Genomic DNA, 23,553 nt, shown 5'->3' with positions numbered 1-23,553 from the left:
ACCGTCTTCACAGATTGCACCCACTTGAAGGTTCCCACGGTCTGCACGGCTCCTGGAAGGAATCCGAAACTTTCATGACCATCGGTGAAAACTGCGAGATCCACCCGACCGTCGTGATAGGCGACGGCGTCACCGTCGGGGACCGGGTGAGCATCGGACCGTATGCCGTCCTCACCGGCCCCCTCGACATCGGCGACGACTGCTGGATCGGTACCCACGCGACGCTCGGGGCGCCGCCGGAGTGGATCGGGAAGACGCATCCCCGCACGTGGACGGAGGTCAGCCCGCACCGGGGTGTGGTGATCGGCGCGGGCACTGTGATCCGGGAGATGAGCGCCGTCCAGCAGGGCGCCGAGCGGCCGACGACCATCGGGCGGGGCGGATTCGTCATGAACCACACGTCCGTCGAGCACGACGTCCGGATCGGCGAGGACTGCGTTCTCTCGCCGTCGAGCACCCTCGGCGGTCACGTGACCCTCGGCGACGGCGTCAATCTCGGTATGAGCGCGGTGGTGCATCAGCGGCGGGTGATCGGTGCGCGCGCGATGGTCGGAATGGGATCGGTCGTCGCCAAGGACATTCCGCCGTTCGCCACGGTGTTCGGCAATCCCGCCGCCCTGCGGGGCGCCAACCGGGTGGGCATGAGCCGGTCCGGGATCGCCGACCGGGACATCGAGGCGGTGGAGACGTTGTTCGCCTCGGGGCGGCTCGATGCGGACGCGGAACTCCCGCGGTCGCTCGCCGACGCGTTCGCCTGGTGGCGGGAGTTGGCGGTGAAACCGCTCGTTTCCTGATCCTGCGCCCGCCGATTGCTATCGTCGGAACCGAACGCTGTACTGCTGCAGCGCACTGCCGGTGAGGGGGTGGTTCTCGTGGACACCGATCCCGAGATCGTCCCCGGCCGCGCCGTCCTGATGAACACGCTGCGGATCCTCGTCACCCTCGCGATCGTCGTCGCCGTCGTGTTCGCCGTGAAATCGCAGTGGGCCGAGGTCCGGGACACGATCACCCAGCTGGACTGGTGGGCGCTCGCCGTCTCCGCGGTCTTCGTCTTCCTCGGCATGGGCGCGGCGGTGCGCGCGTGGCAGCACGCGCTCGGCGCGCTCGAACACCCGATTCCCGCGTTCGACGCCGCCCGCTGCTACCTGGTCGGCCAACTCGGCAAATATCTGCCGGGCAGCGTGTGGGCGTTCGTCCTCCAGACCGAACTCGTCCGCCGGGCCGGGGTGTCGCGTGCCAACGGGTTCGTCGCCGTCCTCGTCACCGTGGGGCTGAGCATCACGTCCGCGCTGGTCGTCGGACTGCTGGCGCTGCCCGCCCTGTTCCACATCAGCACCGTCGCGGCGGTCGCCGTGATCATCCTCGTCCCCATCGCCCTCGTCTGCTGCTATCCCCCGATCCTCACGCGGCTGGTGAACCTGGCCCTGCGAATCCTGCGGCGCGCCCCGCTGCACCGGCAGTTGACGATGCACAAGATCGGGCGGGCCCTCGGCTGGTGCGCCGTCAGCTGGGTGCTGTACGGCGTGCATCTGTGGTTCCTCGCGTCGAGCACGTCGGGATTCGCGGTGGGCACCCTGGTGCAGTGCATCGGCGCGATCGCCCTCGGCATGTGCGCCGGTGTGCTGGTGGTCGTCGCGCCGTCCGGCATCGGGGTACGCGAGGCCGTCGTCGTCGCGGCGCTGTCCCCGTTCATGGACAGCGGGGTGGCGCTCGGGCTGGCCCTCGCGTCCCGCCTGGTGTTCACGCTGTGCGAGGTGCTCGCCGGCTTCGTCGCCGCGGTCGCCGGTTCGCGTTCGCTGCGCAACGCCCTCGTGCACGAGGATTCCCGGGTGCCGCAACCGTCGTGAGGAGACCGCGATGACGGACGCCTGGGAGGTCGATCCCGCGTACGAGAACTACATCGGCCGCTGGAGCAGGCTGGTCGCGCCGCAGTTCCTGCGGTGGCTGGCCGCAGACCCGGGCGCCGCCTGGTGCGACGTGGGGTGCGGGACCGGCGCCCTCTCCCACACCGTTCTCCGCACAGCCGACCCGGCCCGGGTGGTCGGAGTCGAGCCGTCGGAGCCGTTCGCCGCGGCGGCCCGGGCCGGCGCGGACGATCCCCGCTTCGAGGTGCGGCAGGGAACCGCCGAAGCGATCCCCGCCGCCGACGGCGAGTTCGACCGCGTGGTGTCCGGGCTGGTCCTCAACTTCGTTCCCCGTCCGGTCGAGGGGCTCGCCGAGATGCGCCGCGTCACCCGGGCCGGCGGGACCGTCGCCGGATACGTGTGGGACTACGCGGACGGCATGCAGATGATCCGCGTCTTCTGGGACGCCGCGCGCGAACTCGACGGATCGGCCGCGACCCTCGACGAGGGAGTCCGGTTCCCGCTCTGCCGGCCACAGCCGCTCCGCGACGCGCTGTCCACCGCCGGGTTCACCGAGGTGGCGGTGCACCCGCTCGACGTTCCCACCGTGTTCGCCGACTTCGACGACTTCTGGCGGCCGTTCCTCGGCGGTCAGGGCCCCGCGCCCGGATACTGCATCTCTCTGCCCGCCGGGCGTCGGACCGCGCTGCGCGACCTGCTCGCTGCCCGACTGCGGCGCGACGAGGCAGGCCGCATCGCACTGACGGCGCGGGCGTGGGCGTTCCGCGGAACCGTCAGCCGATGACGGATTCCGTAGCCGCGTACGCCTTCTCCGCGGATTCCTTCTGCGCCCGCCACCACGACTCGTTGTCGCGGTACCACCGCACGGTGGCCTCGAGCCCGCTGCGGAAATTTTCGTACTGCGGCGTCCAGCCCAGTTCGGTGCGCAGGCGCGTCGAGTCGATCGCGTAGCGCAGGTCGTGGCCCGGGCGGTCGGTGACGAAGTCGAGGTCGTCGGCGTCGCGGCCGAACAGCTCGAGCAGCGTCCCGACGACGGTCCGGTTGTCGACCTCGCCGTCCGCGCCGATCAGGTACGTCTGGCCGAGAGTGCCCTTCTCCAGGATGGTCCAGACGGCCGCATTGTGGTCGTCGACGTGGATCCAGTCGCGCACGTTCGTCCCGCTGCCGTACAGGCGGGGGCGCACCCCGTCGATCAGATTGGTGATCTGACGCGGAATGAACTTCTCGACGTGCTGGAACGGGCCGTAGTTGTTGGAACAGTTCGACAGCGTGGCCCGCACCCCGAACGACCGCGCCCACGCCCGCACCAGCAGGTCACTCGACGCCTTCGTCGCCGAGTACGGGCTCGACGGGTTGTAGGGGGTCGACTCGGTGAAGCGCTCGGGGTCGTCCAGTTCGAGGTCGCCGTACACCTCGTCGGTGGAGATGTGGTGATAGCGGACGTCGTGGGCGCGGACGGCCTGCAGCAGCGCGAACGTGCCGATCACGTTCGTCTGCACGAACGGCGTCGGATCGGCCAGCGAATTGTCGTTGTGCGATTCCGCGGCGAAGTGCACCACCGCGTCCGACTCCGCGACCAGGCGATCCACCAGCGCGAAATCCGCCACATCGCCGTGCACGAACTCGACGCGGTCGGCCACGGCGTCCAGCGAGCGCCGGTCGCCGGCGTACGTCAGCGCGTCGAGCACCGTCACCTGCACGTCCGGCCGCTCGGCGACCGTCTGGTGCACGAAATTCGCACCGATGAACCCGGCGCCGCCTGTCACGAGAAGCCTCATGTGCACCCACCCTAGTGGCGAGCCCGAGTTTCTATCCGGCGCGAACACTGGAACACTGCGCACATGCGCGGAATCATCCTGGCAGGCGGCACCGGGTCCCGGTTGCACCCGATCACCCTCGGCGTGAGCAAGCAACTGGTCCCGGTCTACGACAAGCCGATGATCTACTACCCGCTCTCGACCCTGATGCTGGCGAACATCCGCGACATCCTCGTCATCACCACCCCGCACGACGCCGAGCAGTTCCGCCGGCTCCTCGGCGACGGCTCCCAGTTCGGGGTGAACCTCACGTACAAGGTGCAGGAGGAGCCGAACGGCCTGGCGCAGGCGTTCGTCCTCGGCGCCGACCACATCGGCGGCGAATCCGTGTCCCTCGTACTCGGCGACAACATCTTCTACGGCCCCGGCCTCGGTTCCCGGCTGAACCGCTTCGAGAACATCGACGGCGGCGCCGTGTTCGCCTACTGGGTGTCCGATCCCAGCGCGTACGGTGTGGTCGAGTTCGACGACACCGGCCGGGCGATGTCGATCGAAGAGAAGCCCGCCACCCCGAAGTCGAACTACTCGATCCCCGGGCTGTACTTCTACGACAACGACGTCGTCTCCATCGCGCGCGACCTGAAGCCGTCGGATCGCGGCGAATACGAGATCACCGACGTCAACCAGGCCTACCTGCAGGCCGGACGGCTGCAGGTCGAGGTGCTTCCCCGCGGAACCGCGTGGCTCGACACCGGCACCGTCGATTCGCTGCTCGAGGCGTCGAACTTCGTGCGCACGCTCGAACACCGGCAGGGGCTGAAGATCGGCGTTCCGGAAGAGGTCGCGTGGCGCCGCGGGTTCATCACCGACGCCGAACTGTGTTCGCGTGCTGAGGCTCTCGGCAAATCGGGGTACGGCGACTACCTCCTCGAACTTCTCGAACGCGGCAAGGACTGGTGACGTGGAGTATCGGGAACTGAAGGTCCCCGGCGCCTGGGAGATCACTCCACGGCAGTTCGGCGACGACCGCGGCGTGTTCCTCGAATGGTTCAAGGGTTCGGAGTTCGAGGCCGCCGTCGGGCATCCTCTCGAACTCGCTCAGGCCAACTGCTCGGTGTCCGCCGCCGGTGTTCTGCGCGGTATCCACTACACCGACGATCCGCCCGGGCAGGCGAAATACGTCACCTGCGTCAAGGGCGCGTTCCTCGACGTCATCGTCGACCTCCGGGTGGGGTCGCCGATGTTCGGGCAGTGGGATTCGGTGCTCATCGACGACGTCGACCGCCGCGCCGTCTACCTCCCGGCCGGCGTCGGCCACGCGATCCTGTCCCTCGAGGACGCGTCCACCGTGATGTACCTGTGCTCGATCGAGTACACCCCGGCCCTCGACCACGACCTGCACCCGCTCGACCCGGATCTGGACATCGACTGGCCCACGACGGGCCGGGACGGCAACCCGCTGACGTTCCAGCTGTCCGAGAAGGATTCGGCGGCGCCGTCGCTGAAGCAGGCGCTGGATGCCGGGCTACTGCCCCCCATGTGAGTGTTTTCGTGTGCCCGGGTACACGAAAACACTCACATGGGGGTGACTCACGAGAACGTGTTCTAGTATCGAGGGCGTGACCTTCGTCGTCGTCGACCGCGACCGCCGCGCGGAAGGACAAGCGCGAACCGCAGTTCTGGGACCGACGCTAGGGAGTATCTTTCGGACATGTCGAAGCCACGTCTGACACCGAAGGCCGCAGAGATGTTCGCCCGGCCCAATTACGCCACCATCGCCTGCGTCCGACCCGACGGGCAGCCCGTGTCCGTGGCCACCTGGTATCTGTTCGAGGGCGGCAGGGTGCTGGTCAACATGGACGCCGAGCGCAAGCGCCTCGACTACCTGCGGGGCGATCCCCGGGTCAGCCTCACCGCGATGGACCCCGGTGACTGGATCACCCACGTCAGCGTCCAGGGCCGGGTGACGGAGTTCGCCGACGACGAAGACCTCGCCGACATCGACCGCCTCGCGACGCATTACACCGGCCGGCCGTACCCCGTCCGCGACCGCAAACGGGTCAGCGCCTGGATCGAGATCGACACCTGGCACGGCTGGGGGTCGCTGAAACAGTCCTGACCGAATCCGCGACGACGACACCCGGGCATGACGACGCCCCGCGCCGCAACGGTCCTCGCCGTGGCCACGGCGGTGATCGGCAGCCTGCTGCTGAGCGCGCCGACGGTCCACGAATCCGGGCCGCCGGCGGCGACGGTGGCCCAGCCCGCCCCGCCTCCGCCACCGCCGCCCGTCGTCCTGACCCCGGAGGAGGTCGAGGCCAGGGTGATCCCGGCGATCGTCACCCTCGTCGCCGACTCGGGGCTCGTCGAAACCGCGGGAACGGGGATAGTGCTCACCCCCGACGGCGTCGTCCTCACCAATCATCACGTGATCGACGGTGCGCTCGACATCAGCGCGGTGAGCCTCGGTAACGGTGCGGCGTACGTCGCGGACGTGCTCGGTTACGACAGCTCGCGCGACATCGCGGTCCTCCGGCTCCAGGGCGCGGGCGACCTTTCCGCCGCGACCCTCGCGAAGAACACCGCCGTCGGCATCGGCGATCCGGTGACCGCGGTGGGCAACGCCGAAGGGGGCGGAGTCCCGGTGGCCGCACGGGGTTTCGTGACCGATCTCGGGCAGACAATCACCGCCCGCAGTTCCACCGACGGTTCCCGGAACCGGCTGAACGGGTTGATCCAGATCGATGCGGCAGTCCGGCCCGGCGACTCCGGTGGCCCGCTCGTCGACGCCACCGCCGCCGTCATCGGCGTGAACACCGCGGGCAACGCCGACTCCGATCCCACCAAACCCGCTCCCGCCCAGCCGAGGTCGTATGCGGTGCCCATCGACACCGCGATGACGATCGTCGATCAGGTTCGCGCCGGGACGGCGTCCGCCACCGTGCACATCGGCGACACTCCCCTGCTCGGCATCAGCGTCACCGACGATCCTCGTGGCGCCGAGGTCCTCTGGGTCAGCATCGGCACCCCCGCCGACGACGCGGGGATCGAGATCGGGGACGTCGTCACCGAATTCGACGGAATCCCGATCCGGTCCTCGGACGATCTCAGCGGGCTCATGATCGCGCGGCACCCCGGCGACGCGGTCGAGGTGCGCTGGCTCGACGAGGCCGGGAGTGCGCGGTCGACGACGATCGTGCTGGAGAAGGGCCCGCCGCGGTAGTCAGGCGGTCTTGTCCCGGGCGACACCGTCGTCCGGGCGCACCCGCGTCGCGACGAACCGCGCGATACGACGAAGCACCACACGGCTTTCCGGCAGACCGGGCCACAACGCCGGAAACGCATGCACCTGACCGTCCCAGATCTGCAGCGTCGTCGGCACACCCGCAACGCTCAGCCGATGCGCCATCAGCTCCGAATCCGACCGCAGCACCTCACCTTCCGCGGCGAACAGCAACGACGGCGGCAGACCCTCGAGCGCACCGTTCACGGGCGACAGCGCGGGGTCGAGCACACCGTCCACCTCGCCGCCCAGTTTGCCGATGGTGACGAGCGCCTCGACGGGGGCGAACACGTCGCGGGCGGCGTTGGCGTGCACCAGTTTGTCGGCGCAGTCCAGGTCCAGCAGCGGCGACAGCCCGACCAGCCCGGCGGGGAGATCGACACCCTCCTCGCGGGCCTTCAACGCCGTCGCGAACACGAGGAACCCACCGGCCGAATCACCGGCGAACACCGTCCCGCCCGCGCGGGCTCCGTTCTCCAGCAACCACTTGTACGCCGTCAGACAGTCGTCGACGGAACCGCTGATGTTCGTGTCGGGCAGTTGCCGGTAGCCGACGTGCATCACCGGCAGTCCGGTCAGCTTCGCGATCGTCGAGACCACCGGCCGGTGCGTGTTCAGCCCGCAGCACAGGAACCCGCCGCCGTGGAGATAGAGGACGACGCCGTCGCTCAGCTCCGGTGAGACTCCCGGGGCGCGCACGATCTCCGCGTCGAACCCGGGCAGCCGCACCTTCTGGCGGCGGATACCGGAAGCGGGGCGCATCCCCGCCGCGAGGTCCAGCAGCGCCGCCCTGCGGATCGCCGACTCGTTGATCGGCGCCATCCGCACCACGGGCCGGAGGAACCATCTGCATGCCTGGTAGAGAACCTGGGATTCGATACTCGGCCCCGCCAGCCGCGCCCCCGAACGGTATTGGACGGTCGGTGTCCCATTCCGCTGCTGCGCAGACGGCTTGCGGTCGTTCGGCACAGATTTCATGCCTTCTCCCCTGGTCGCCGATACCCGTCGCCGTTGACGGATACGTAAGTTCAACCTTGGAGTACCCGCCACGCTCGTGTGTCGCTGATGGTGGCATCGGCCCCAAGTCGTTATGCCCGGTGCCCGAATCGTTACCGGCGGGTCGGATCAGCCGAAATCGAGGTCGTCCAGCTCCTCCACCACGGTGACCTTGCGCTTGCGGCCACCCCGCATCCGGCCGATGCCCCGGCGACCGCCGGTGTCCGCGTTGCCGGAGGGCAGGATCCGCTGCGGCGCCACCCGGGGGCGGGCCGCCTGTGTCGGCGGCGGCGCCACCCGCGGTTCCACGGGGTCGGACACGACGAGGGGCGCCCGGGGCGGCGGGGCCGCAACCACGGGCCGTGGTGCCGCGGCCACAGTGTGCGGTGCCACGGCCACAGTGTGCGGTGCCGCGGCCACGACAGGCGGTGCCGGGACGGCGGTGGGCGGGGCGATCGGTTCGAAGACCCGTTCGCCGCGGGGCAGGCCGGTGTCCCGCAGATCCACGTCGTCGAGCCCGGTCACCCACCGCAGCCGGTGGTCGAGACCGCGGTCCTGCAGCTCGGCCCAGATCTCGTCGTGCCACGCCCCGGGCTCGCCGCTCCCGAACCCCCGGGAATTCGCGCTGACCCACACCACGTCCTCGGACGGGCGGCGGCCCGCGATGTCCAGGACCGTCAGCCAGTTCACCGTGGCCGTGTAGCCGCGTCGCTTCCGGTCCACATACGGGCGGCGGCGCTGCAGTTCACGGGCGGCGATCTCGAGGTGCGAGGTGTACGCCGGCTCGATCACGTCGCAGCCCATCGCCTCCAGCTGCCGGGCCAGCGAGTCGACGTAGCCGTCGGCCTTGGCCCGCGCGGCGTCCACGAACGCCGACAGGTCGTCGCGGAGCCCGAGCCGGTCGTACATCCGTGCCTGGACGGTGAGGGCCTCGATCATCGCGACCGACTCCCGCTGGTACCGGTGGGCGACCTCGACGAGGACGAGACGGGGGACGAGCACTCGGCTGCCCCGGTCGAGGGCGTCGCGGACGAACGTCTCGAAGCGCGCGTCTCGCGTGACGGCCGAGGTATCGAGAACAATCAGCATTGATCGATTCTCACCGAACGCGTCGGCAGCGCCAGGGAAGTTGCTGAGTCGTTACCGAAACACCCAACCAGTCGGTATCGCAGCACCCGCCGGGGCATTGCCGCCCGGTTGCCGGGCGGCCGTCTCAGTGGATCTTGAAGATCACCGCGCGCTGCACGACGAAGTTGATGACCGTCGCCGTGCCCTGCGCGATGACGAACGCGAGCGGCAGACGCCACCATTCGTCGGGGAATGCGTGGTACATCACCCAGTTGAGGCCCACCTGCACCGCAAACGTGACGGCGTACAGGATCACGACGGCGACGAAGCGGGCGCGGCTCGGTTCGGCCTTGAACGTCCACCGGCGATTGATCAGGTACGCGGTGGTGGTGCCCGCGATGAAACTGATCGACTTCGCCACGTTGACGGGCAGCCCGACCACCTCGAACAGCAGGAAGTACAGGCCGAAGTCGACGACCGCCGACAGTCCACCGGTCAGGACGAAACGGACGATCTGCGTCTTCAGGTCCAGTGCGTCGTCGGCGATGTTCTCGGTGACGGGGATCTCGACGGGGAGCGGAACGTGAGGTTCGTGCTCGTGACTCGGCGGGGTTTCTGACACGACGACGAGGCTAGCGCCCCGTGAGTACTTCTTAACCGCCCGCGGTTAACAAGTACTCACAGGCGGTAGCCTCTATGCCGATGTCCACGACAGCAGAAGAGACGCCCACCCAGGCGCTCCCCACACAGACCCGCACCCTCACCGGCTGGGGACGCACCGCGCCCACCACCGCGCAGGTGCTGTCCACTCCCGACGTGGAGGTGATCGCGCAAGCGGTCGCCCAGGTCGCGGAGCAGAACGAGTCGAAGCCGGCTCACCTGCAGCGTGGGGTGATCGCCCGTGGCCTCGGCCGCTCCTACGGCGACCCGGCGCAGAACGCCGGTGGCCTGGTCATCGACATGAACGCGCTGAACCGGATCCATCGCATCGACCGCGACACCCACCTCGTGGAGGTCGACGCCGGCGTCAACCTGGATCAGCTGATGAAGGCGGCGCTGCCGTTCGGCCTGTGGGTTCCGGTGCTGCCGGGCACCCGGCAGGTCACCATCGGCGGTGCCATCGGCTCCGACATCCACGGCAAGAACCATCACAGCGCCGGCAGCTTCGGCAACCATGTGGTGTCGCTGGACCTGCTCACCGCCGACGGCAAGGTGCGGACGCTGACGCCGAAGGGCGGCCGCAACGACCCCAAGGGCGCCCTGTTCTGGGCGACGATCGGCGGCATGGGCCTGACGGGCATCATCCTCAAGGCGACCATCAAGATGACGCCGACCGAGACGGCGTATTTCATCGCCGACGGCGACGTCACCCAGACGCTCGACGAGACCATCGCGCTGCACAGCGACGGCAGCGAGGCCAACTACGAGTACTCGAGCGCCTGGTTCGACGCCATCGCCGCGCCCCCGAAGCTGGGGCGGGCCGCGGTCTCCCGGGGCTCGCTGGCGAAGCTCGACCAGTTGCCGGCGAAGTTGCAGAAGAATCCGCTGGCGTTCGACGCGCCGCAGCTGCTGACGTTCCCGGACGTGTTCCCGAACGGCCTGGCCAACAAGTTCAACTTCTCGATGATCGGCGAGTTGTGGTTCCGGAAGTCCGGCACCTACCGCGACAAGGTTCAGAACTTGACGCAGTTCTACCACCCGCTCGACATGTTCGGTGAGTGGAACCGCGCCTACGGGTCGAACGGATTCCTGCAGTACCAGTTCGTGGTGCCGACCACCGCGGTCGAGGAGTTCAAGGCGATCATCCGCGACATCCAGACGTCGGGGCACTACTCGTTCCTCAACGTGTTCAAGCTGTTCGGCGAGGGCAACCAGGCGCCGCTGAGCTTCCCGATCCCGGGCTGGAACATCTGCGTCGACTTCCGCATCAAGCCCGGCCTGAACGAGTTCGTCACCGAACTCGACAAGCGGGTCCTGAAATTCGGCGGCCGTCTCTACACGGCCAAGGATTCGCGGACCACCGCCGAGACGTTCCACGCCATGTACCCGCGGATCGACGAGTGGATCGCCACCCGCCGCAAGTACGACCCCACCAATGTCTTCGCCTCCGATATGTCCAGAAGGTTGGAACTGTAGTGATCAACGCTGTCGGGAACCCCCAGACCCTCCTGCTGCTCGGTGGCACCTCCGAGATCGGTCTCGCGATCTGCGAGGAGTACCTGAAGAAGGCGCCGATGCGGGTGATCCTCGCCGCGCTGCCCGGCGACCCCGGGCGCGACGGCGCGGTGGCCCAGCTGAAGGCGGCAGGCGCCAACGCCGTCGACGTCATCGACTTCGACGCCGTCGACACCGAGAGCCACCCGAAGGTCATCGACGACGCCTGGGCGAAAGGCGACGTCGACGTCGCCATCGTCGCGTTCGGCCTGCTCGGCGATGCCGAGGAACTGTGGCAGAACCAGCGCAAGGCCGTCCAGATCGCCGAGGTCAACTACACCGCGGCCGTGTCCGTCGGCGTCCTGGTCGGCGAGAAGATGAAGGCACAGGGCTTCGGCCAGATCATCGCCATGTCGTCCGCCGCGGGCGAGCGCGTGCGCCGCTCCAACTTCGTGTACGGCTCCACCAAGGCCGGACTCGACGGCTTCTACCTCGGACTCGGTGAGGCCCTGCGCGAGTTCGGTCCGCGCGTCCTCGTCATCCGTCCCGGCCAGGTCCGCACCCGCATGTCCGCGGACGTGAAGGAAGCCCCGCTGACGGTGAACAAGGAAGACGTGGCCAAGCTCGCCGTCACGTCGGCGGAGAAGGGCAAGGATCTCGTCTGGGCGCCCGGCGCATTCCGGTACGTGATGATGATCCTGCGGCACATCCCGCGACCGATCTTCAAGAAGCTGCCCATCTAAGCTTCGCCCTCGTGACGGAAGCAGACGTAGCACCGGCCCGACGGTCCCTGTCGACAGCTGTCGAAATGCTACTGGGGGCCGTCGTGGCAGCGGTGGTGGCAGCGGTCGGACTGTTCGCGTTCGGGCGGGTGCAGTGGCCGGCGTTCAACTCGTCCAACGTGACCCAGGCCGTCACGACGGTCGGCCAGGTCGTGGCCATCGCGGGTATCGCGGTGTCGGTGCTGCTGGTCCGGCTGCACCGGGCCACGCGGTTCGCCCGGCTGCTGTCGTGGGCGAGCCTGTCCGGCTTCGTCACCGTCACACTCGGTCTGCCGCTGGCCGCGACCAAGCTGTACCTGCACGGCGTCTCCGTCGACCAGGAGTTCCGCACCGAATACCTCACGCGGCTGACGGACTCGGCCGCACTGCGCGACATGACGTACGCCGACCTGCCGCCGTACTACCCGGCCGGCTGGTTCTGGGCGGGTGGGCGCGTCGCCAACCTCCTCGGCATGGACGGCTGGGAAGCGTTCAAGCCGTACGCCATCGGATCCCTCGCCGTCGCCGCCGTCGTGGCACTGGTGTTGTGGAGCAACCTGATCCGGCACGACCTCGCCATCGTGGTATCCCTCGCGACGACGGCCCTCGTCCTGGCCTACGGTTCGCCCGAACCGTACGGCGCCGTCATCACCCTGCTGATCGGCCCCGCGCTCGTCCTCGCCTGGGGCGGCCTGAATCGTGCCGACGGACGGGGCGGTTGGGGTGCCGTGATCGGCACCGGACTGTTCCTCGGTCTCGCCGCCACGTTCTACACGCTGTATCTCGGTCTCGCCGCCTTCGCGATCACCCTGCTGGCACTGCTGGCGGCTGCGCTGCGGGTGCGCGACCGGAAGTCGTGGCGGGCGGCGGTCGACCCGCTGGTCCGGCTGATCGTGATCGCCGCCGTGTCCGGGCTCCTCGCCCTGACCGTGTGGCTGCCGTATCTGCTGAAGGTCGTGGGCGGTTCGCCCGCCGCGTCGGGAACCGCGCTGCACTACCTGCCCGAGGCGGGCGCACAGCTGCCGTTGCCGATGATCCACTTCTCCCTCACCGGGGCGCTGTGTCTGCTCGGCACCATCTGGCTCGTCGCCCGCGCGTCGACGTCACGACGCGCGCAGGCCCTCGGCGTCGGAGTGGTGGCCATCTACCTGTGGTCGCTGTTGTCGATGGCGTTCACGGTGCTCGGCAGCACCCTGCTCTCGTTCCGGCTCGAGCCCGTGCTGATCGTCCTGCTCGGCGCGGCAGGCGTCTTCGGATTCGTCGAATTCGCGGGGTGGCTCGTGCTCGCGACCAGCGACAACCCGCGGGTCAAGGGTGCGGTCCTGGTGATCGGCGTGCTGGGTGCGCTGTCGTTCGTCCAGAACATCCCGAAATTCCTCGACTCCGACATCGCCGTCGCCTACACCGACACCGACGGCAACGGCGAACGCGCCGACCAGCGCCCACCCGGTGCCGCCGCCCACTACGCGGCGGTCGACGAGCTCATCCGGGCGCAGGTCCCCCGCGACCGCGACGACACGGTGGTCCTCACCGCCGACACCAGCTTCCTCAGCTTCTACCCCTACCTCGGGTTCCAGGCGCTGACGTCACATTACTCGAATCCCTTGGCGGACTTCGCCGGACGCGCCCGGACCATCGCGGAGTGGAGCGAGCTCGAGACACCCGACCAGCTGGTGGCCGCACTCGACGCGGCGCCGTGGCGGGCGCCCGACGCGTTCGTGTTCCGGCAGGGCCCCGACGGATACACGCTGCGGCTCGCCGAGGACGTGTATCCCAACGACCCCAACGTGCGCCGCTACACCGTCACGTTCCCGAAGGAACTGTTCGACGACCCGCGATTCACGGTGTCGGAGACCGGGCCGTTCGTCGTCGTCACAAGAAACTGATCGGTCTGTTCACGTTTACTCGGCCCTGCTCGCGGGAACACCGCAGCCAATCAGGGAGGCGGGTATTTTCCGCGCCCCGAGGGGAATTGTCGGGTCGTCGCGAGGAGCGGTCATGCCGGATGCAGTGCAGTCTCGACGTGCCGGAAGCGGTGCCGAAGACTATCTCCTCGGCACCGCTCCCGGTGAGGTGATCGTGCATGCCGGACTCGCAACGACGATCGGAGCGATCGTCGGTGTCTACGTCGGGCACTGGGCGCTTTTCGTGGTCGCAGTGCTCGGCGCCGCCGTGTTCGTCGCCGGCGACGTCGTCGTCCATATGAGTCGACAAAGGTCGCCGGACCTCAGTCCGGCGACCCCTGTCAGGCACCCTGTCGGGCGGGCTGCCTAGTTGAGCTTCTGCGGCACACCGTAAGTCATGACGGTGTCACCGTTCGACGTGACCGCCATGGCGTACGGACGGATGGTGACCGGCCCGATAGCACCGGAGATGGAGCCGTGAACTCCCTGCATCCTGACCACAGCCGCCGATCCGTCGAACTCCTGGCCCTCGAGGATCGGAACCGTGGTGATGCCACCGGGCTCCAGGTCGATGTCCAGTTCCTGCGACGGAATGATGTCACCGGCGAGCTCCGCGTTGGTCCCTGCGTTCAGGTCCAGCGTGAAGTCCGGGACGAGTCCCAGGTTGATTCCATTGCTCGACCCGATCGCGAAACCGAGGCCGGGCGTGTTCAGGACGATCGTCGCGCCCGCCAGTGCGACCGGGTAACCGATCTGATAGCCGACGGTGAGCTGAGTGCCCTCGAACTCCTCCGAATTCGGCCCGGTGATGGCGACCCCCGCGTAGCCGTTGTGGAAGAACTCCACGCTGGTGGGAACGCCGTCCAGCGGCGGTACCGTCTGATACACCGTGTCGCCCTGAACGACTTCGATGCGATTTCCTCGTGCATCGATCACGGAACTGGAATTGTCCACGCCGGCCGACGCCGAGCCATTGCCCATGACCATGGCAAGCGTTGCGATGCCTGCGACTGCGACTGTCCGTGTGAAGCGTTTGAACCCAAATCGAGATGTGCTGATGTCCGTCATGCCGACCCCATTCAGAATGCACTGCAACCGATACGGAAAAGCATGCTGAGCGTAACCAGTGGGGCAGAAGAATATCCTTGTATTGATCAGAAGTTCACAAATCAACTTGATGTGATACATGCAACAATTACCCGATCGCAACCCGGGAAGCTCTCAGCGACCTCCGGTACCCTCGACCGATTGACATCGACCCGAGAACCGGAGGCGCTGCTGCGTGACTGAGATACTCACCCCGGTCGAGACGACTCGGCCCGCCGAGAGCACCAGCACCACCGCTCGCCCCGTCCGCTCCCGTTTCCGGCCGCACCCGGCCGATGTCGCAGCGGTCGCCTTCTACGTCGGCCTGGCCGCATTCGTGTTGGCCCGCCAGTGGAAACACCTCGGAACCGGCTATCTGGTGCGCAGCGGCCAGGACCAGACCATGTGGGAGTGGTTCTTCGCGGTCGCCGCACGTTCACTGGTCCATCTGGAGAACCCGCTGTCCAGCGACCTGCAGAACTATCCGCTGGGCGTCAATCTCATGGGCAACACGGCGATGTTCGGCATCAGTATTCCGCTGGCGCCCGTCACACTGTTGTTCGGACCGAACGTCACATTCACCCTGGCACTCACACTTGGCCTGTCGGGCACGGCAATTGCCTGGTATTGGGTCTTCTCACGGCACGTCGTGTCCTCGCAACTCGCGGCGGCCGTCGGCGGCGGCCTGTGCGGTTTCGCACCCGCCCTGATCTCGCACACCAACGGGCATCCCAACTTCGTCGCCCTGTTCCTGCTGCCGTTCATCGCGCTCGCCGTGATCAGGCTGGGCAGCGGCGCGCGACCCGTGCGCGACGGCATCGTGCTGGGACTGCTGATCGCCTACCAGATCTTCCTCGGCGAGGAACCCCTGCTGATCTATGCGCTGGCGTTCACGGTGTTCGGGGTCGCCTACGCGGCGTCGCGCCCGCGGACCGCGTTCGCGGCAGTCAGGCACAGCATCAAGGGTTTTGCGATCGCGGGCGGCGTCGCGCTGGCGATCGCCGCCGTTCCCCTGTGGTGGCAGTTCTTCGGGCCCGACAGCTACCGCGCGATCGAACACGGTCCGGTGGGCAACGACACCGAATCGTTCACCAGCTTCCCGACATCCTCCCTGGCAGGCGAGCCCGGGTCCGCCGAGTTCAGCATGAACGCCACCGAGGAGAACGCGTATTTCGGCTGGCCCCTGCTGATTCTCCTCGGCCTGTCCGCCCTGTGGCTGTGGCGGATGCCGCTCGCGCGCGCCGCGGCCGCGACGGTCGCCGTGATGGGTGTCCTGTCGCTCGGGACGTCGCTGACGATCGGTGGCTGGAACACCGGAATTCCGTTGCCGTGGAAGCTGATCTCCCACCTGCCGCTCCTCGAGTCCGTCCTCGAATCGCGCTTCGCGATGGGCTGTCTGCCCGCCGCCGCGCTGCTGCTCGCGCTGGGCACCGACCGCGCCCTGGCGTCCGCCCGCGAGGGCCAGCGGACCACCACGCTGCTGTGGGCCGGGTGGCTCGCGGTGGCGCTGCTTCCGCTGACGCCGACGCCCCTGGCAGTCGTGCAGCGGGACGCCGCGCCGAACTTCTTCGCCGACGGCACGTGGCGGGACTACGTCACCGACGGTTCCGTCGTCACGGTGCCGCTCCCCTCCCCGGAAAATGCCCGGATGCTGCGCTGGCAGACCGAGCAGGATCTCGCATTCCCCATTGCCGGTGGATATTTCGTCGGCCCGGCCGGCAGCGAGCAACGGGGCAAGTACGGGCCCGACGACCGCCCCACCGCGCTACTGCTCGCGTCCGCGCAGTCGTCCGGCCAGGTGCCGGCCATCGACGACGCGACGAGGGCCCAGGCGCTGACCGACCTGAAGTTCTGGAACGCCGACGTCCTGGTCCTGCCGCACACCCAGAACGATCGCGTCCTGCGGGAGACGGTCCGGCAACTCGTCGGGGCGCCCGCGAAACCCGTCGACGGCGTGTGGCTGTGGGACGTGCGGGCGCTGCGCCACCCGTGAGTACTTGTTAACCGCCGGACGTTAACAAGTACTCACGGGTGACTAACATCGTGCTGTGCCACAACCGCCGCTGCCCGACGTTCAGAGCATCCGCACTTCCCGGCTCATCGCGATCGTCACCGGCCTGATCGGTTTCGTTCTCGCGCTGGCCACCCCGTTCCTGCCGGTGAAGCAGGACGCCGCGACGATCGACTGGCCGCAGAACGGCACCCTCGGCAGCGTCGAGGCGCCCCTGGTCTCGTACACGCCGCTGGCCATGCAGGTGAACGTTCCCTGCTCGGTGTTCACGCAACTCGGGCCCGACGGCGGCACCGTCGTCTCGACCCTCCCGAACCGGGCACCCGACTTCGAGAAGAACGGCCTCGTCGTGAAGGCGGGCGCCGGCGGCACGGTCGACGTCACCCTTCGCGGCAGGTCCCTGATCTCGGCGGGTGCCTCGGACCTCCAGGGCTGCACCGGTCTCACCGTCACGTCCGACTACCAGCGGACGTCGGCCGAGGTCACGGGCACCGCCGAACCGCTCGCCGGTTCCGTCGAGGGCGACCAGCGACCGCAGATGGTCGGCCTGTTCACCGACCTGCAGGGGGCGGCGCCCGCCGACCTGAATGTGCACGTCGACCTCGACTCCCGGTTCTCGTCGAGCCCGTCGCTGCTCAAACTGCTGGCGATGATCGTGTGCGTCCTCGCGACGCTGACGTCGCTGTACGCGCTGCACCGCGTGGACGGCATCGACGGCAGGCGCGCCCGCCGCTTCCTGCCTGCGCACTGGTGGAAGTTCACCGGCGTCGACGCCGTCGTGATCGGGACGCTGCTGCTGTGGCACGTGGTGGGCGCGAACACGTCCGACGACGGCTATCTCCTGGGCATGGCGCGGGTGTCGGAGCATTCCGGCTACATGGCCAACTACTTCCGCTGGTTCGGCGTTCCCGAGGCGCCGTTCGGCTGGTCGTACGAACTGCTCGCGGCGCTGGCGAAGGTGAGCACGGCGAGCATGTGGATGCGACTGCCGACGCTGCTCGCGGCGCTGCTCTGCTGGATGGTGATCAGCCGGGAGGTCATTCCCCGCCTCGGTGTCGCCGTGCGCCGCAACAGGACTGCCCTCTGGACCGGTGGCCTGGTCTTCCTGGCGTTCTGGTTGCCGTACGACAACGGGTTGCGCCCCGAACCGGTCATCGCGCTCGGCGCCCTCCTCACGTGGTGTTCCATCGAACGGGCCATCGCCACCGGACGACTGCTTCCCGGTGCCGTCGCCGTGCTGATCGCCGCGTTCTCCCTCGCCGCCGGTCCGTCCGGGCTGATCTGCATCGCGGCCCTGATAGCGGGTGCGCGGCCGATCCTGCAGATCATCATCGCGCGCGGCCACCGGGTGGGATTCGCGTCCCAGATCCTGCCGATCCTCGCCGCGGGAACGGTCGTGATGGTGGCCGTCTTCGCGGATCAGACACTCGCGACCGTGCTCGAGTCGACGCGCGTCCGCACCGCCCTCGGGCCCAACGTGGCCTGGTTCGACGAGCGGCTGCGCTGGGATTCGCTGATGGGGATCTCCCCGGACGGCTCGCTGGCCCGCCGGTTCGGTGTGTTCGTGATGCTGCTGTGCGTCGTGGTCTGCGTGATGCTGATCCTGCGCAAGGGGAAGGTGCCCGGGACCGCGATCGGGCCGTCGCGCCGCATCCTCGGCATCGTGTTCGCGTCGCTGCTGCTGATGATGTTCACGCCCACCAAGTGGACCCACCACTTCGGGGTGTACGCGGGGCTCGCGGGTTCGGTCGCGGTGCTCGCCGCGGTCGGGGTGGGGGCGGCCAGTATCCGCTCGAAACGCAACCGCACGCTGTTCGCCGCGGGTGTCCTGTTCATCCTCGCCGTCGCGTTCACCAGTTCCAACGGCTGGTGGTACGTCTCCAGCTACGGCGTCCCGTGGTGGGACAAGCCGCCGATGATCGCGGGCAAGGGCTTCTCCACGCTGTTCCTGGGACTCACGGTCCTCACGCTGCTCCTCGCTGCCTGGTACCACGTCCGCGAACCGTACGAGAACGGTAAGAAGCCCAACGGCAAGCGCGCCCGGATGCTCGCGCCGTCGCCGCTGACCGTCGCGGCCGGTGCCGTCGTCCTGTTCGAGGTGCTGTCGCTGCTGAAGGGGGCCGTCGCGCAGTACCCGGGGTACTCGATCGCGAAGGCCAACATCGAATCGGTCACCGGCGGCACGTGTGCGCTGGCCGACGAGGTCCTCGTCGAAACCGACCCGACCGCCGCCCTGCTGCAGCCGCTCACCCCGATCACCGACCAGAGCGGTGCGGGCGCGTTCGGCACGACGTCCGCGGAGGGCTTCACGCCCAACGGCATCGCCGCCGACCTCACCGCCGACTCCGAGAAGATCGCCACCGGCGGCGCCAACACCGTCGACACCGAAACCGACGAGACGACGACGGGCACCAGTTCCGGCACCGGTGGCGGCACCGAGGCCACTGCCGGAGTCAACGGCAGCACCGTGACGCTGCCGTTCGGCCTCGACCCCGCCCGAACCCCGGTCCTCGGCAGTTACCAGCAGGGCGGGGAGCAGAAACCCGCCTCCCTCACCACCGGCTGGTACGGGCTGCCCGACCGCAGCGACGACGCACCGATCCTCACGATCTCGGCGGCCGGACGCATCCGGTCGGTCGACGCGGACGGCGTCGTCACCCCCGGCCAGAGCCTGAAGGTCGAGTACGGGGTCACCGGTCCCGACGGGTCCGTCACCGCGCTCGGCACCGTCGACCCGATCGACATCGGACCGTCCCCGTCGTGGCGCAACCTGCGCGTGCCGCTCGATCAACTGCCCGCCGAGGCGAACACGGTCCGGCTCGTCGCGGACGACCCGGACACCGACCCCGGCCAGTGGCTGGCGGTCACGCCACCCCGCGTGCCGAAGATGCAGACCCTGCAGACCGTCGTCGGGTCCAGCGACCCCGTGCTCCTCGACTGGGCCGTCGGGCTCGCATTCCCCTGCCAGCGGCCCTTCGACCACCGGTACGGCGTCGCCGAGGTCCCGCAGTGGCGGGTCCTGCCCGACCGCATCGGCGCCGAGTCCACGAATGCCTGGCAGGACAAGTTCGGCGGCGGCCCGCTGGGCTGGACCGACCAGTTGCTGTCGGCGAGCACCCTGGCCACCTACCTGTCGAACGACTGGGACCGCGACTGGGGTTCGCTCGAGCGGTACACGCCGCTGGACGAGTCGGCGACGCCCGCCGAGGTCGAATCCGAACAGGTGACCAGGTCGGGTACCTGGTCGGCCGGACCGGTGCGTTACTACTAGAACCGCCCCTACCCTCTGGTAGGCGGCAATATGCCTCCTCAGGTTCCTGACATACCATCGACAACCGTGCCCGACGCTCTGACAACTTCCGTCTCCGATCCCGAAGCCACTTCGCCGCCTGCTCGCCAGGACCGGCGGAGTGAGTACCGGACCGCTCGTCTGATCGCCATCGTCACCGGCCTCATCGGGTTCGTGCTGGCGGTGGCCACCCCGTTCATGCCGGTGCAGCAGACCACCGCAGCGGTGAACTGGCCGGAGAACGGCGTCGTCGGCGACCTCGAGGCACCGCTGGTGTCGCAGGTCCCGATCGACCTGTCGGCGTCGATCCCGTGTTCGGCGGTGGCCGGGCTTCCCCCGCAGGGCGGAATCCTGCTGGCCACGGCCCCCGCGCAGGGCGAGGGTGCAGCACTCAACGCAATGTTCGTGCGGGTGTCGGACAAGTCCGTGGACGTGCTCGACCGCAACGTCACCATCGCCACGGCGCCCCGCGAACAGGTGCAGTCGGGCGCCTGCAGCGAGATCCGCATCACATCGAACATCGACGCGACGTCCGCCGAGTTCGTGGGCCTGACCACCCCGGCCGGCGACCCGATCGCCGGTTCCCTCACCGGTGACCTCCGCCCGCAGGTGGTGGGCGTGTTCAGCGACCTCCGCGACGGGGCAGCGCCGGCCGGTCTGTCGTTCACGATGAACGTGGACTCCCGGTTCTCGTCGAGCCCCACGCTGATCAAGCTCGTCGCGATGATCGTGGCTCTCCTCGCCACGGCGATCGCCCTGGTCGCCCTCGGCCGCCTCGACGGCACGGACGGGCGCGGGCACCGCAACTTCCTGCCGTCGCACTGGTGGAAGTTCACCGGACTCGACACGATCGTCGTGGGCACGCTGGTGCTGTGGCACTTCATCGGCGCGAACACCTCCGACGACGGCTATCTGCTCACCATGGCCCGGGTCTCCGACCACGCCGGCTACATGGCCAACTATTTCCGCTGGTTCGGCGTCCCCGAGGCGCCGTTCGGCTGGTATTACGACGTCCTGGCGGCGATGGCCAAGATCTCGACGGCCAGCCCGTTCATGCGACTGCCCGCCCTGATCGCCGGGATCCTGTGCTGGATGGTGATCAGCCGGGAGGTCGCTCCGCGCCTCGGCCGGTCGGTCCGGCGCAACAAGGTGGCGCTGTGGACCGGCGGACTCGTGTTCCTCGCGTTCTGGCTGCCCTACAACAACGGTCTGCGACCCGAGCCCATCGTGGCGCTCGGCGCCCTGCTCACGTGGTGCTCCATCGAGCGTTCCATCGCGACCGGACGTCTCCTTCCCGCGGCCGTCGCCGTCCTGATCGGCGCGTTCACACTCGCGGCCGCCCCGACGGGTCTGATGTGTGTGGCCGCCCTGCTCGCCGGCGCCCGCCCGCTCGTCCGGATCGTCGTCAAACGCCACCGCCAGGTGGGGACGCTGCCGCTGCTGGCGCCGATCGCGGCGGCGGGCACGATCGTCCTGGTGGTCGTGTTCGCCGACCAGACCATCGCCGGAGTGATGGAGGCCACCCGGGTCCGCACCCTGATCGGCCCGAACCTCGAGTGGTACAAGGACTTCCTGCGCTACTACTACCTGTTCGTCCCGACCGTCGACGGTTCCGTGGCGCGCCGCTTCGCGTTCCTGACGATGATCCTGTGCCTGCTGACGACGCTGTTCATCCTGTTGCGCCGCAGGCGGATTCCCGGTGCCGCCACCGGACCGTCGTGGCGCCTGCTCGGTGTCGTGTTCGGCACGATCTTCTTCATGATGTTCAACCCCACCAAGTGGACCCACCACTTCGGGGCGTACGCCGGCATCGCCGGTTCGCTGGCCGCGCTGACCGCCGTTGCTGTGTCGGCGTCCGCGCTGCGCTCGCGCCGCAACCGGACGATCTTCGTGGCCGGACTGCTGCTCATGCTGGCGTTGACGTTCGCGGGCATCAACGGCTACTGGTACGTCTCGAGCTACGGCGTGCCGTGGTTCGACAAGACCGTCTCGATCGGCGGCCGCCAGTCCAACACGTTCTTCCTCGTCCTGTTCGGGCTGGCCGTCGCGCTGGCCGCCTGGCAGTACCTGCGTGAGGGATTCGCCGCGCCACCCGTCCGCGCCAACACCGAGAAGGGCAGGCGGATCAGGAAATTCGCGGCCGCCCCGCTCACCGTTGTCGCCGGCATCATGGTGCTGTTCGAAGTCCTCTCCCTCCTCAAGGGCGCCGTCTCCCAGTACCCGGCGTACTCGCTGGCCCGCTCCAACTTCGACTCCCTCACCGGGCAGACGTGCGGGCTCGCCGAGGACGTCCTCGTCGAAGGCGACACCAACAGCGGAAACCTCACTCCCATCAACGATCCCGCGCAGCCGCTCGCGAACCCCGCCGACCCGCTCGGCGGAGCGAACCCCGTCGGATTCTCGCCCAACGGGGTGCCGTCCGACCTGACCGCCGACTACGTCGAGGTCAAGCAGGGCATGGGCAACACCGACAACCAGAGCGTCGGGCCCAGCTTCGAGACCGGATCGAGCGCCGGAACCAGCGGCGGCACCGGAAATGTCGGCGTCAACGGCAGCACCGCCAAGCTGCCGTTCGGACTCGACCCGGCCACGACACCCGTCATGGGCAGCTACCAGGAAGGCGTGCAGGAGCCGGCGACGCTGTCGTCCAGCTGGTACGCCCTCCCCGAACGCACCGACGACACCCCGCTGATCGTCATGTCCGCCGCGGGCCGCATCTGGTCGGTCGACGCGACCGGCGCCCTCACCTACGGTCAGTCGCTGCTCCTCGAATACGGCAAGCGTCAGCCCGACGGCACCGTCCAGGCCCAGGGCACCTACCTGCCCAAGGACATCGGGCCCGCACCGTCGTGGCGCAACCTGCGCGTGCCGATCAGCGAACTGTCCCCCGACGCCGACTCCGTGCGGATCGTCGCCAACGACCCCAACCTCACCGGCGATCAGTGGCTGGCGTTCACCCCGCCGCGGGTTCCGAAGCTCGAGACCCTCAACTCGACGATCGGCAGCTCGCAGCCCGTGCTGCTGGACTGGGCCGTCGGACTGCAGTTCCCGTGCCAGCGCCCGTTCGACCACCAGTACGGTGTCGCGGAGATGCCGAACTACCGCATCCTCCCCGACCGTCCGCTGGCCGTCAGCTCCACCGACACCTGGCAGTCCGCGGAGAACGGTGGCCCCCTCGGCTTCACCGAACTGCTCGCCAGCGCCACCGCCATCCCCACCTACATGCGGGACGACTGGGGACGTGACTGGGGCTCCCTCGAGCGCTTCGACCGGTACTTCCCGGACGCCACCGCGGCCACCGTCGACACCGAGACCGCCACCCGGTCCGGACTGTGGAAGCCGGGCACACTGCGGGTGTACCCCACCCCGTAGCGGTCTC

At 68.6% G+C, this 23,553-nt stretch carries 19 protein-coding genes; 14 read left to right on the top strand and 5 right to left on the bottom strand.

The features are described 5' to 3' along the window. Window positions 1–74 precede the first annotated feature (74 nt). The 3 genes from P3H15_RS08185 to P3H15_RS08175 all read left to right on the top strand — a co-directional run bounded on the left by P3H15_RS08185 (window position 75) and on the right by P3H15_RS08175 (window position 2,649). Window positions 75–794, top strand: a complete 720-nt coding sequence (locus P3H15_RS08185) for an acyl-ACP--UDP-N- acetylglucosamine O-acyltransferase (protein WP_276136749.1) — start codon at window positions 75–77, stop codon at window positions 792–794. Window positions 795–863: 69 nt separating this feature from the next. After that, window positions 864–1,847 (top strand): lysylphosphatidylglycerol synthase transmembrane domain-containing protein, encoded by a 984-nt coding sequence (locus P3H15_RS08180; RefSeq protein WP_346348759.1) that lies wholly within the window; start codon window positions 864–866, stop codon window positions 1,845–1,847. Window positions 1,848–1,857: 10 nt separating this feature from the next. Further along, window positions 1,858–2,649: a class I SAM-dependent methyltransferase gene (locus P3H15_RS08175; protein ID WP_276136747.1), complete on the top strand. Its 792-nt coding sequence runs from the start codon at window positions 1,858–1,860 to the stop codon at window positions 2,647–2,649. Here the strand turns inward: P3H15_RS08175 and rfbB are convergent. Further along, window positions 2,639–3,643 (bottom strand): dTDP-glucose 4,6-dehydratase, encoded by a 1,005-nt coding sequence (rfbB, locus tag P3H15_RS08170; protein WP_276136746.1) that lies wholly within the window; start codon window positions 3,641–3,643, stop codon window positions 2,639–2,641. The two genes, P3H15_RS08175 and rfbB, sit on opposite strands and share 11 nt — an antisense overlap. Window positions 3,644–3,706: 63 nt before the next feature. Between rfbB and rfbA the strand changes: the two genes are divergently transcribed. The 4 genes from rfbA to P3H15_RS08150 all read left to right on the top strand — a co-directional run bounded on the left by rfbA (window position 3,707) and on the right by P3H15_RS08150 (window position 6,845). After that, window positions 3,707–4,582 carry a glucose-1-phosphate thymidylyltransferase RfbA gene (rfbA, locus tag P3H15_RS08165; protein ID WP_276136745.1) on the top strand — a complete coding sequence of 292 codons (876 nt, stop codon included), beginning with the start codon at window positions 3,707–3,709 and terminating at the stop codon, window positions 4,580–4,582. Window position 4,583: 1 nt separating this feature from the next. Further along, on the top strand, window positions 4,584–5,165 hold the full coding sequence (locus P3H15_RS08160; protein WP_276136744.1) for a dTDP-4-dehydrorhamnose 3,5-epimerase family protein: 582 nt from the start codon (window positions 4,584–4,586) through the stop codon (window positions 5,163–5,165). Between the two features lie 168 nt (window positions 5,166–5,333). Continuing rightward, a complete protein-coding gene (locus P3H15_RS08155) occupies window positions 5,334–5,741 on the top strand; it encodes a TIGR03618 family F420-dependent PPOX class oxidoreductase (RefSeq protein WP_276136743.1) in 408 nt (135 codons plus the stop codon). A 27-nt stretch (window positions 5,742–5,768) separates the two neighbouring features. Further along, the gene (locus P3H15_RS08150; RefSeq protein ID WP_276136742.1) at window positions 5,769–6,845 is read left to right on the top strand and encodes a S1C family serine protease; all 1,077 of its coding nucleotides are present in this window, start codon (window positions 5,769–5,771) and stop codon (window positions 6,843–6,845) included. Here P3H15_RS08150 and P3H15_RS08145 read toward each other — a convergent pair whose 3' ends face one another. The 3 genes from P3H15_RS08145 to P3H15_RS08135 all read right to left on the bottom strand — a co-directional run bounded on the left by P3H15_RS08145 (window position 6,846) and on the right by P3H15_RS08135 (window position 9,591). After that, window positions 6,846–7,883 (bottom strand): alpha/beta hydrolase, encoded by a 1,038-nt coding sequence (locus P3H15_RS08145; RefSeq protein ID WP_276136741.1) that lies wholly within the window; start codon window positions 7,881–7,883, stop codon window positions 6,846–6,848. It lies immediately after the preceding gene. Window positions 7,884–8,030: 147 nt separating this feature from the next. Then, on the bottom strand, window positions 8,031–8,990 hold the full coding sequence (locus P3H15_RS08140; protein WP_276136740.1) for a PIN domain-containing protein: 960 nt from the start codon (window positions 8,988–8,990) through the stop codon (window positions 8,031–8,033). A 124-nt stretch (window positions 8,991–9,114) separates the two neighbouring features. Next, window positions 9,115–9,591 (bottom strand): GtrA family protein, encoded by a 477-nt coding sequence (locus P3H15_RS08135; RefSeq protein WP_276136739.1) that lies wholly within the window; start codon window positions 9,589–9,591, stop codon window positions 9,115–9,117. 80 nt (window positions 9,592–9,671) lie between these two features. Between P3H15_RS08135 and P3H15_RS08130 the strand changes: the two genes are divergently transcribed. The 4 genes from P3H15_RS08130 (at window position 9,672) to P3H15_RS08115 (ending at window position 14,158) form a co-directional block, all read left to right on the top strand. Further along, window positions 9,672–11,105 (top strand): FAD-binding oxidoreductase, encoded by a 1,434-nt coding sequence (locus P3H15_RS08130; RefSeq protein ID WP_072938591.1) that lies wholly within the window; start codon window positions 9,672–9,674, stop codon window positions 11,103–11,105. Next, the gene (locus tag P3H15_RS08125; protein ID WP_276136738.1) at window positions 11,105–11,866 is read left to right on the top strand and encodes a decaprenylphospho-beta-D-erythro-pentofuranosid-2-ulose 2-reductase; all 762 of its coding nucleotides are present in this window, start codon (window positions 11,105–11,107) and stop codon (window positions 11,864–11,866) included. The genes P3H15_RS08130 and P3H15_RS08125 overlap by 1 nt, the downstream gene beginning before the upstream one ends. An 11-nt stretch (window positions 11,867–11,877) precedes the next feature. After that, entirely contained in the window at window positions 11,878–13,770 is a 1,893-nt protein-coding gene (locus P3H15_RS08120) for a galactan 5-O-arabinofuranosyltransferase (RefSeq protein WP_276136737.1), read from the top strand. Between the two features lie 112 nt (window positions 13,771–13,882). Next, on the top strand, window positions 13,883–14,158 hold the full coding sequence (locus P3H15_RS08115; protein WP_276136736.1) for a hypothetical protein: 276 nt from the start codon (window positions 13,883–13,885) through the stop codon (window positions 14,156–14,158). Here the strand turns inward: P3H15_RS08115 and P3H15_RS08110 are convergent. Next, complete coding sequence (locus P3H15_RS08110) at window positions 14,155–14,856, bottom strand: MspA family porin (RefSeq protein WP_276136832.1); 702 nt, start codon at window positions 14,854–14,856, stop codon at window positions 14,155–14,157. The genes P3H15_RS08115 and P3H15_RS08110 overlap by 4 nt on opposite strands. Before the next feature lie 214 nt (window positions 14,857–15,070). Between P3H15_RS08110 and P3H15_RS08105 the strand changes: the two genes are divergently transcribed. The 3 genes from P3H15_RS08105 (at window position 15,071) to P3H15_RS08095 (ending at window position 23,546) form a co-directional block, all read left to right on the top strand. Then, the gene (locus P3H15_RS08105) at window positions 15,071–16,867 is read left to right on the top strand and encodes a glycosyl transferase (protein ID WP_276136735.1); all 1,797 of its coding nucleotides are present in this window, start codon (window positions 15,071–15,073) and stop codon (window positions 16,865–16,867) included. A 55-nt stretch (window positions 16,868–16,922) separates the two neighbouring features. After that, entirely contained in the window at window positions 16,923–20,156 is a 3,234-nt protein-coding gene (locus P3H15_RS08100; protein WP_276136734.1) for an arabinosyltransferase domain-containing protein, read from the top strand. 66 nt (window positions 20,157–20,222) lie between these two features. Beyond that, window positions 20,223–23,546 (top strand): arabinosyltransferase domain-containing protein, encoded by a 3,324-nt coding sequence (locus tag P3H15_RS08095; RefSeq protein ID WP_276136733.1) that lies wholly within the window; start codon window positions 20,223–20,225, stop codon window positions 23,544–23,546. Window positions 23,547–23,553: the final 7 nt, after the last annotated feature.

This window comes from Rhodococcus sp. T2V, assembly GCF_029269925.1.
Classification (GTDB): Bacteria; Actinomycetota; Actinomycetes; order Mycobacteriales; family Mycobacteriaceae; genus Rhodococcus_F; species Rhodococcus_F koreensis.
This window is presented reverse-complemented; position numbering and strand designations above follow the sequence as displayed.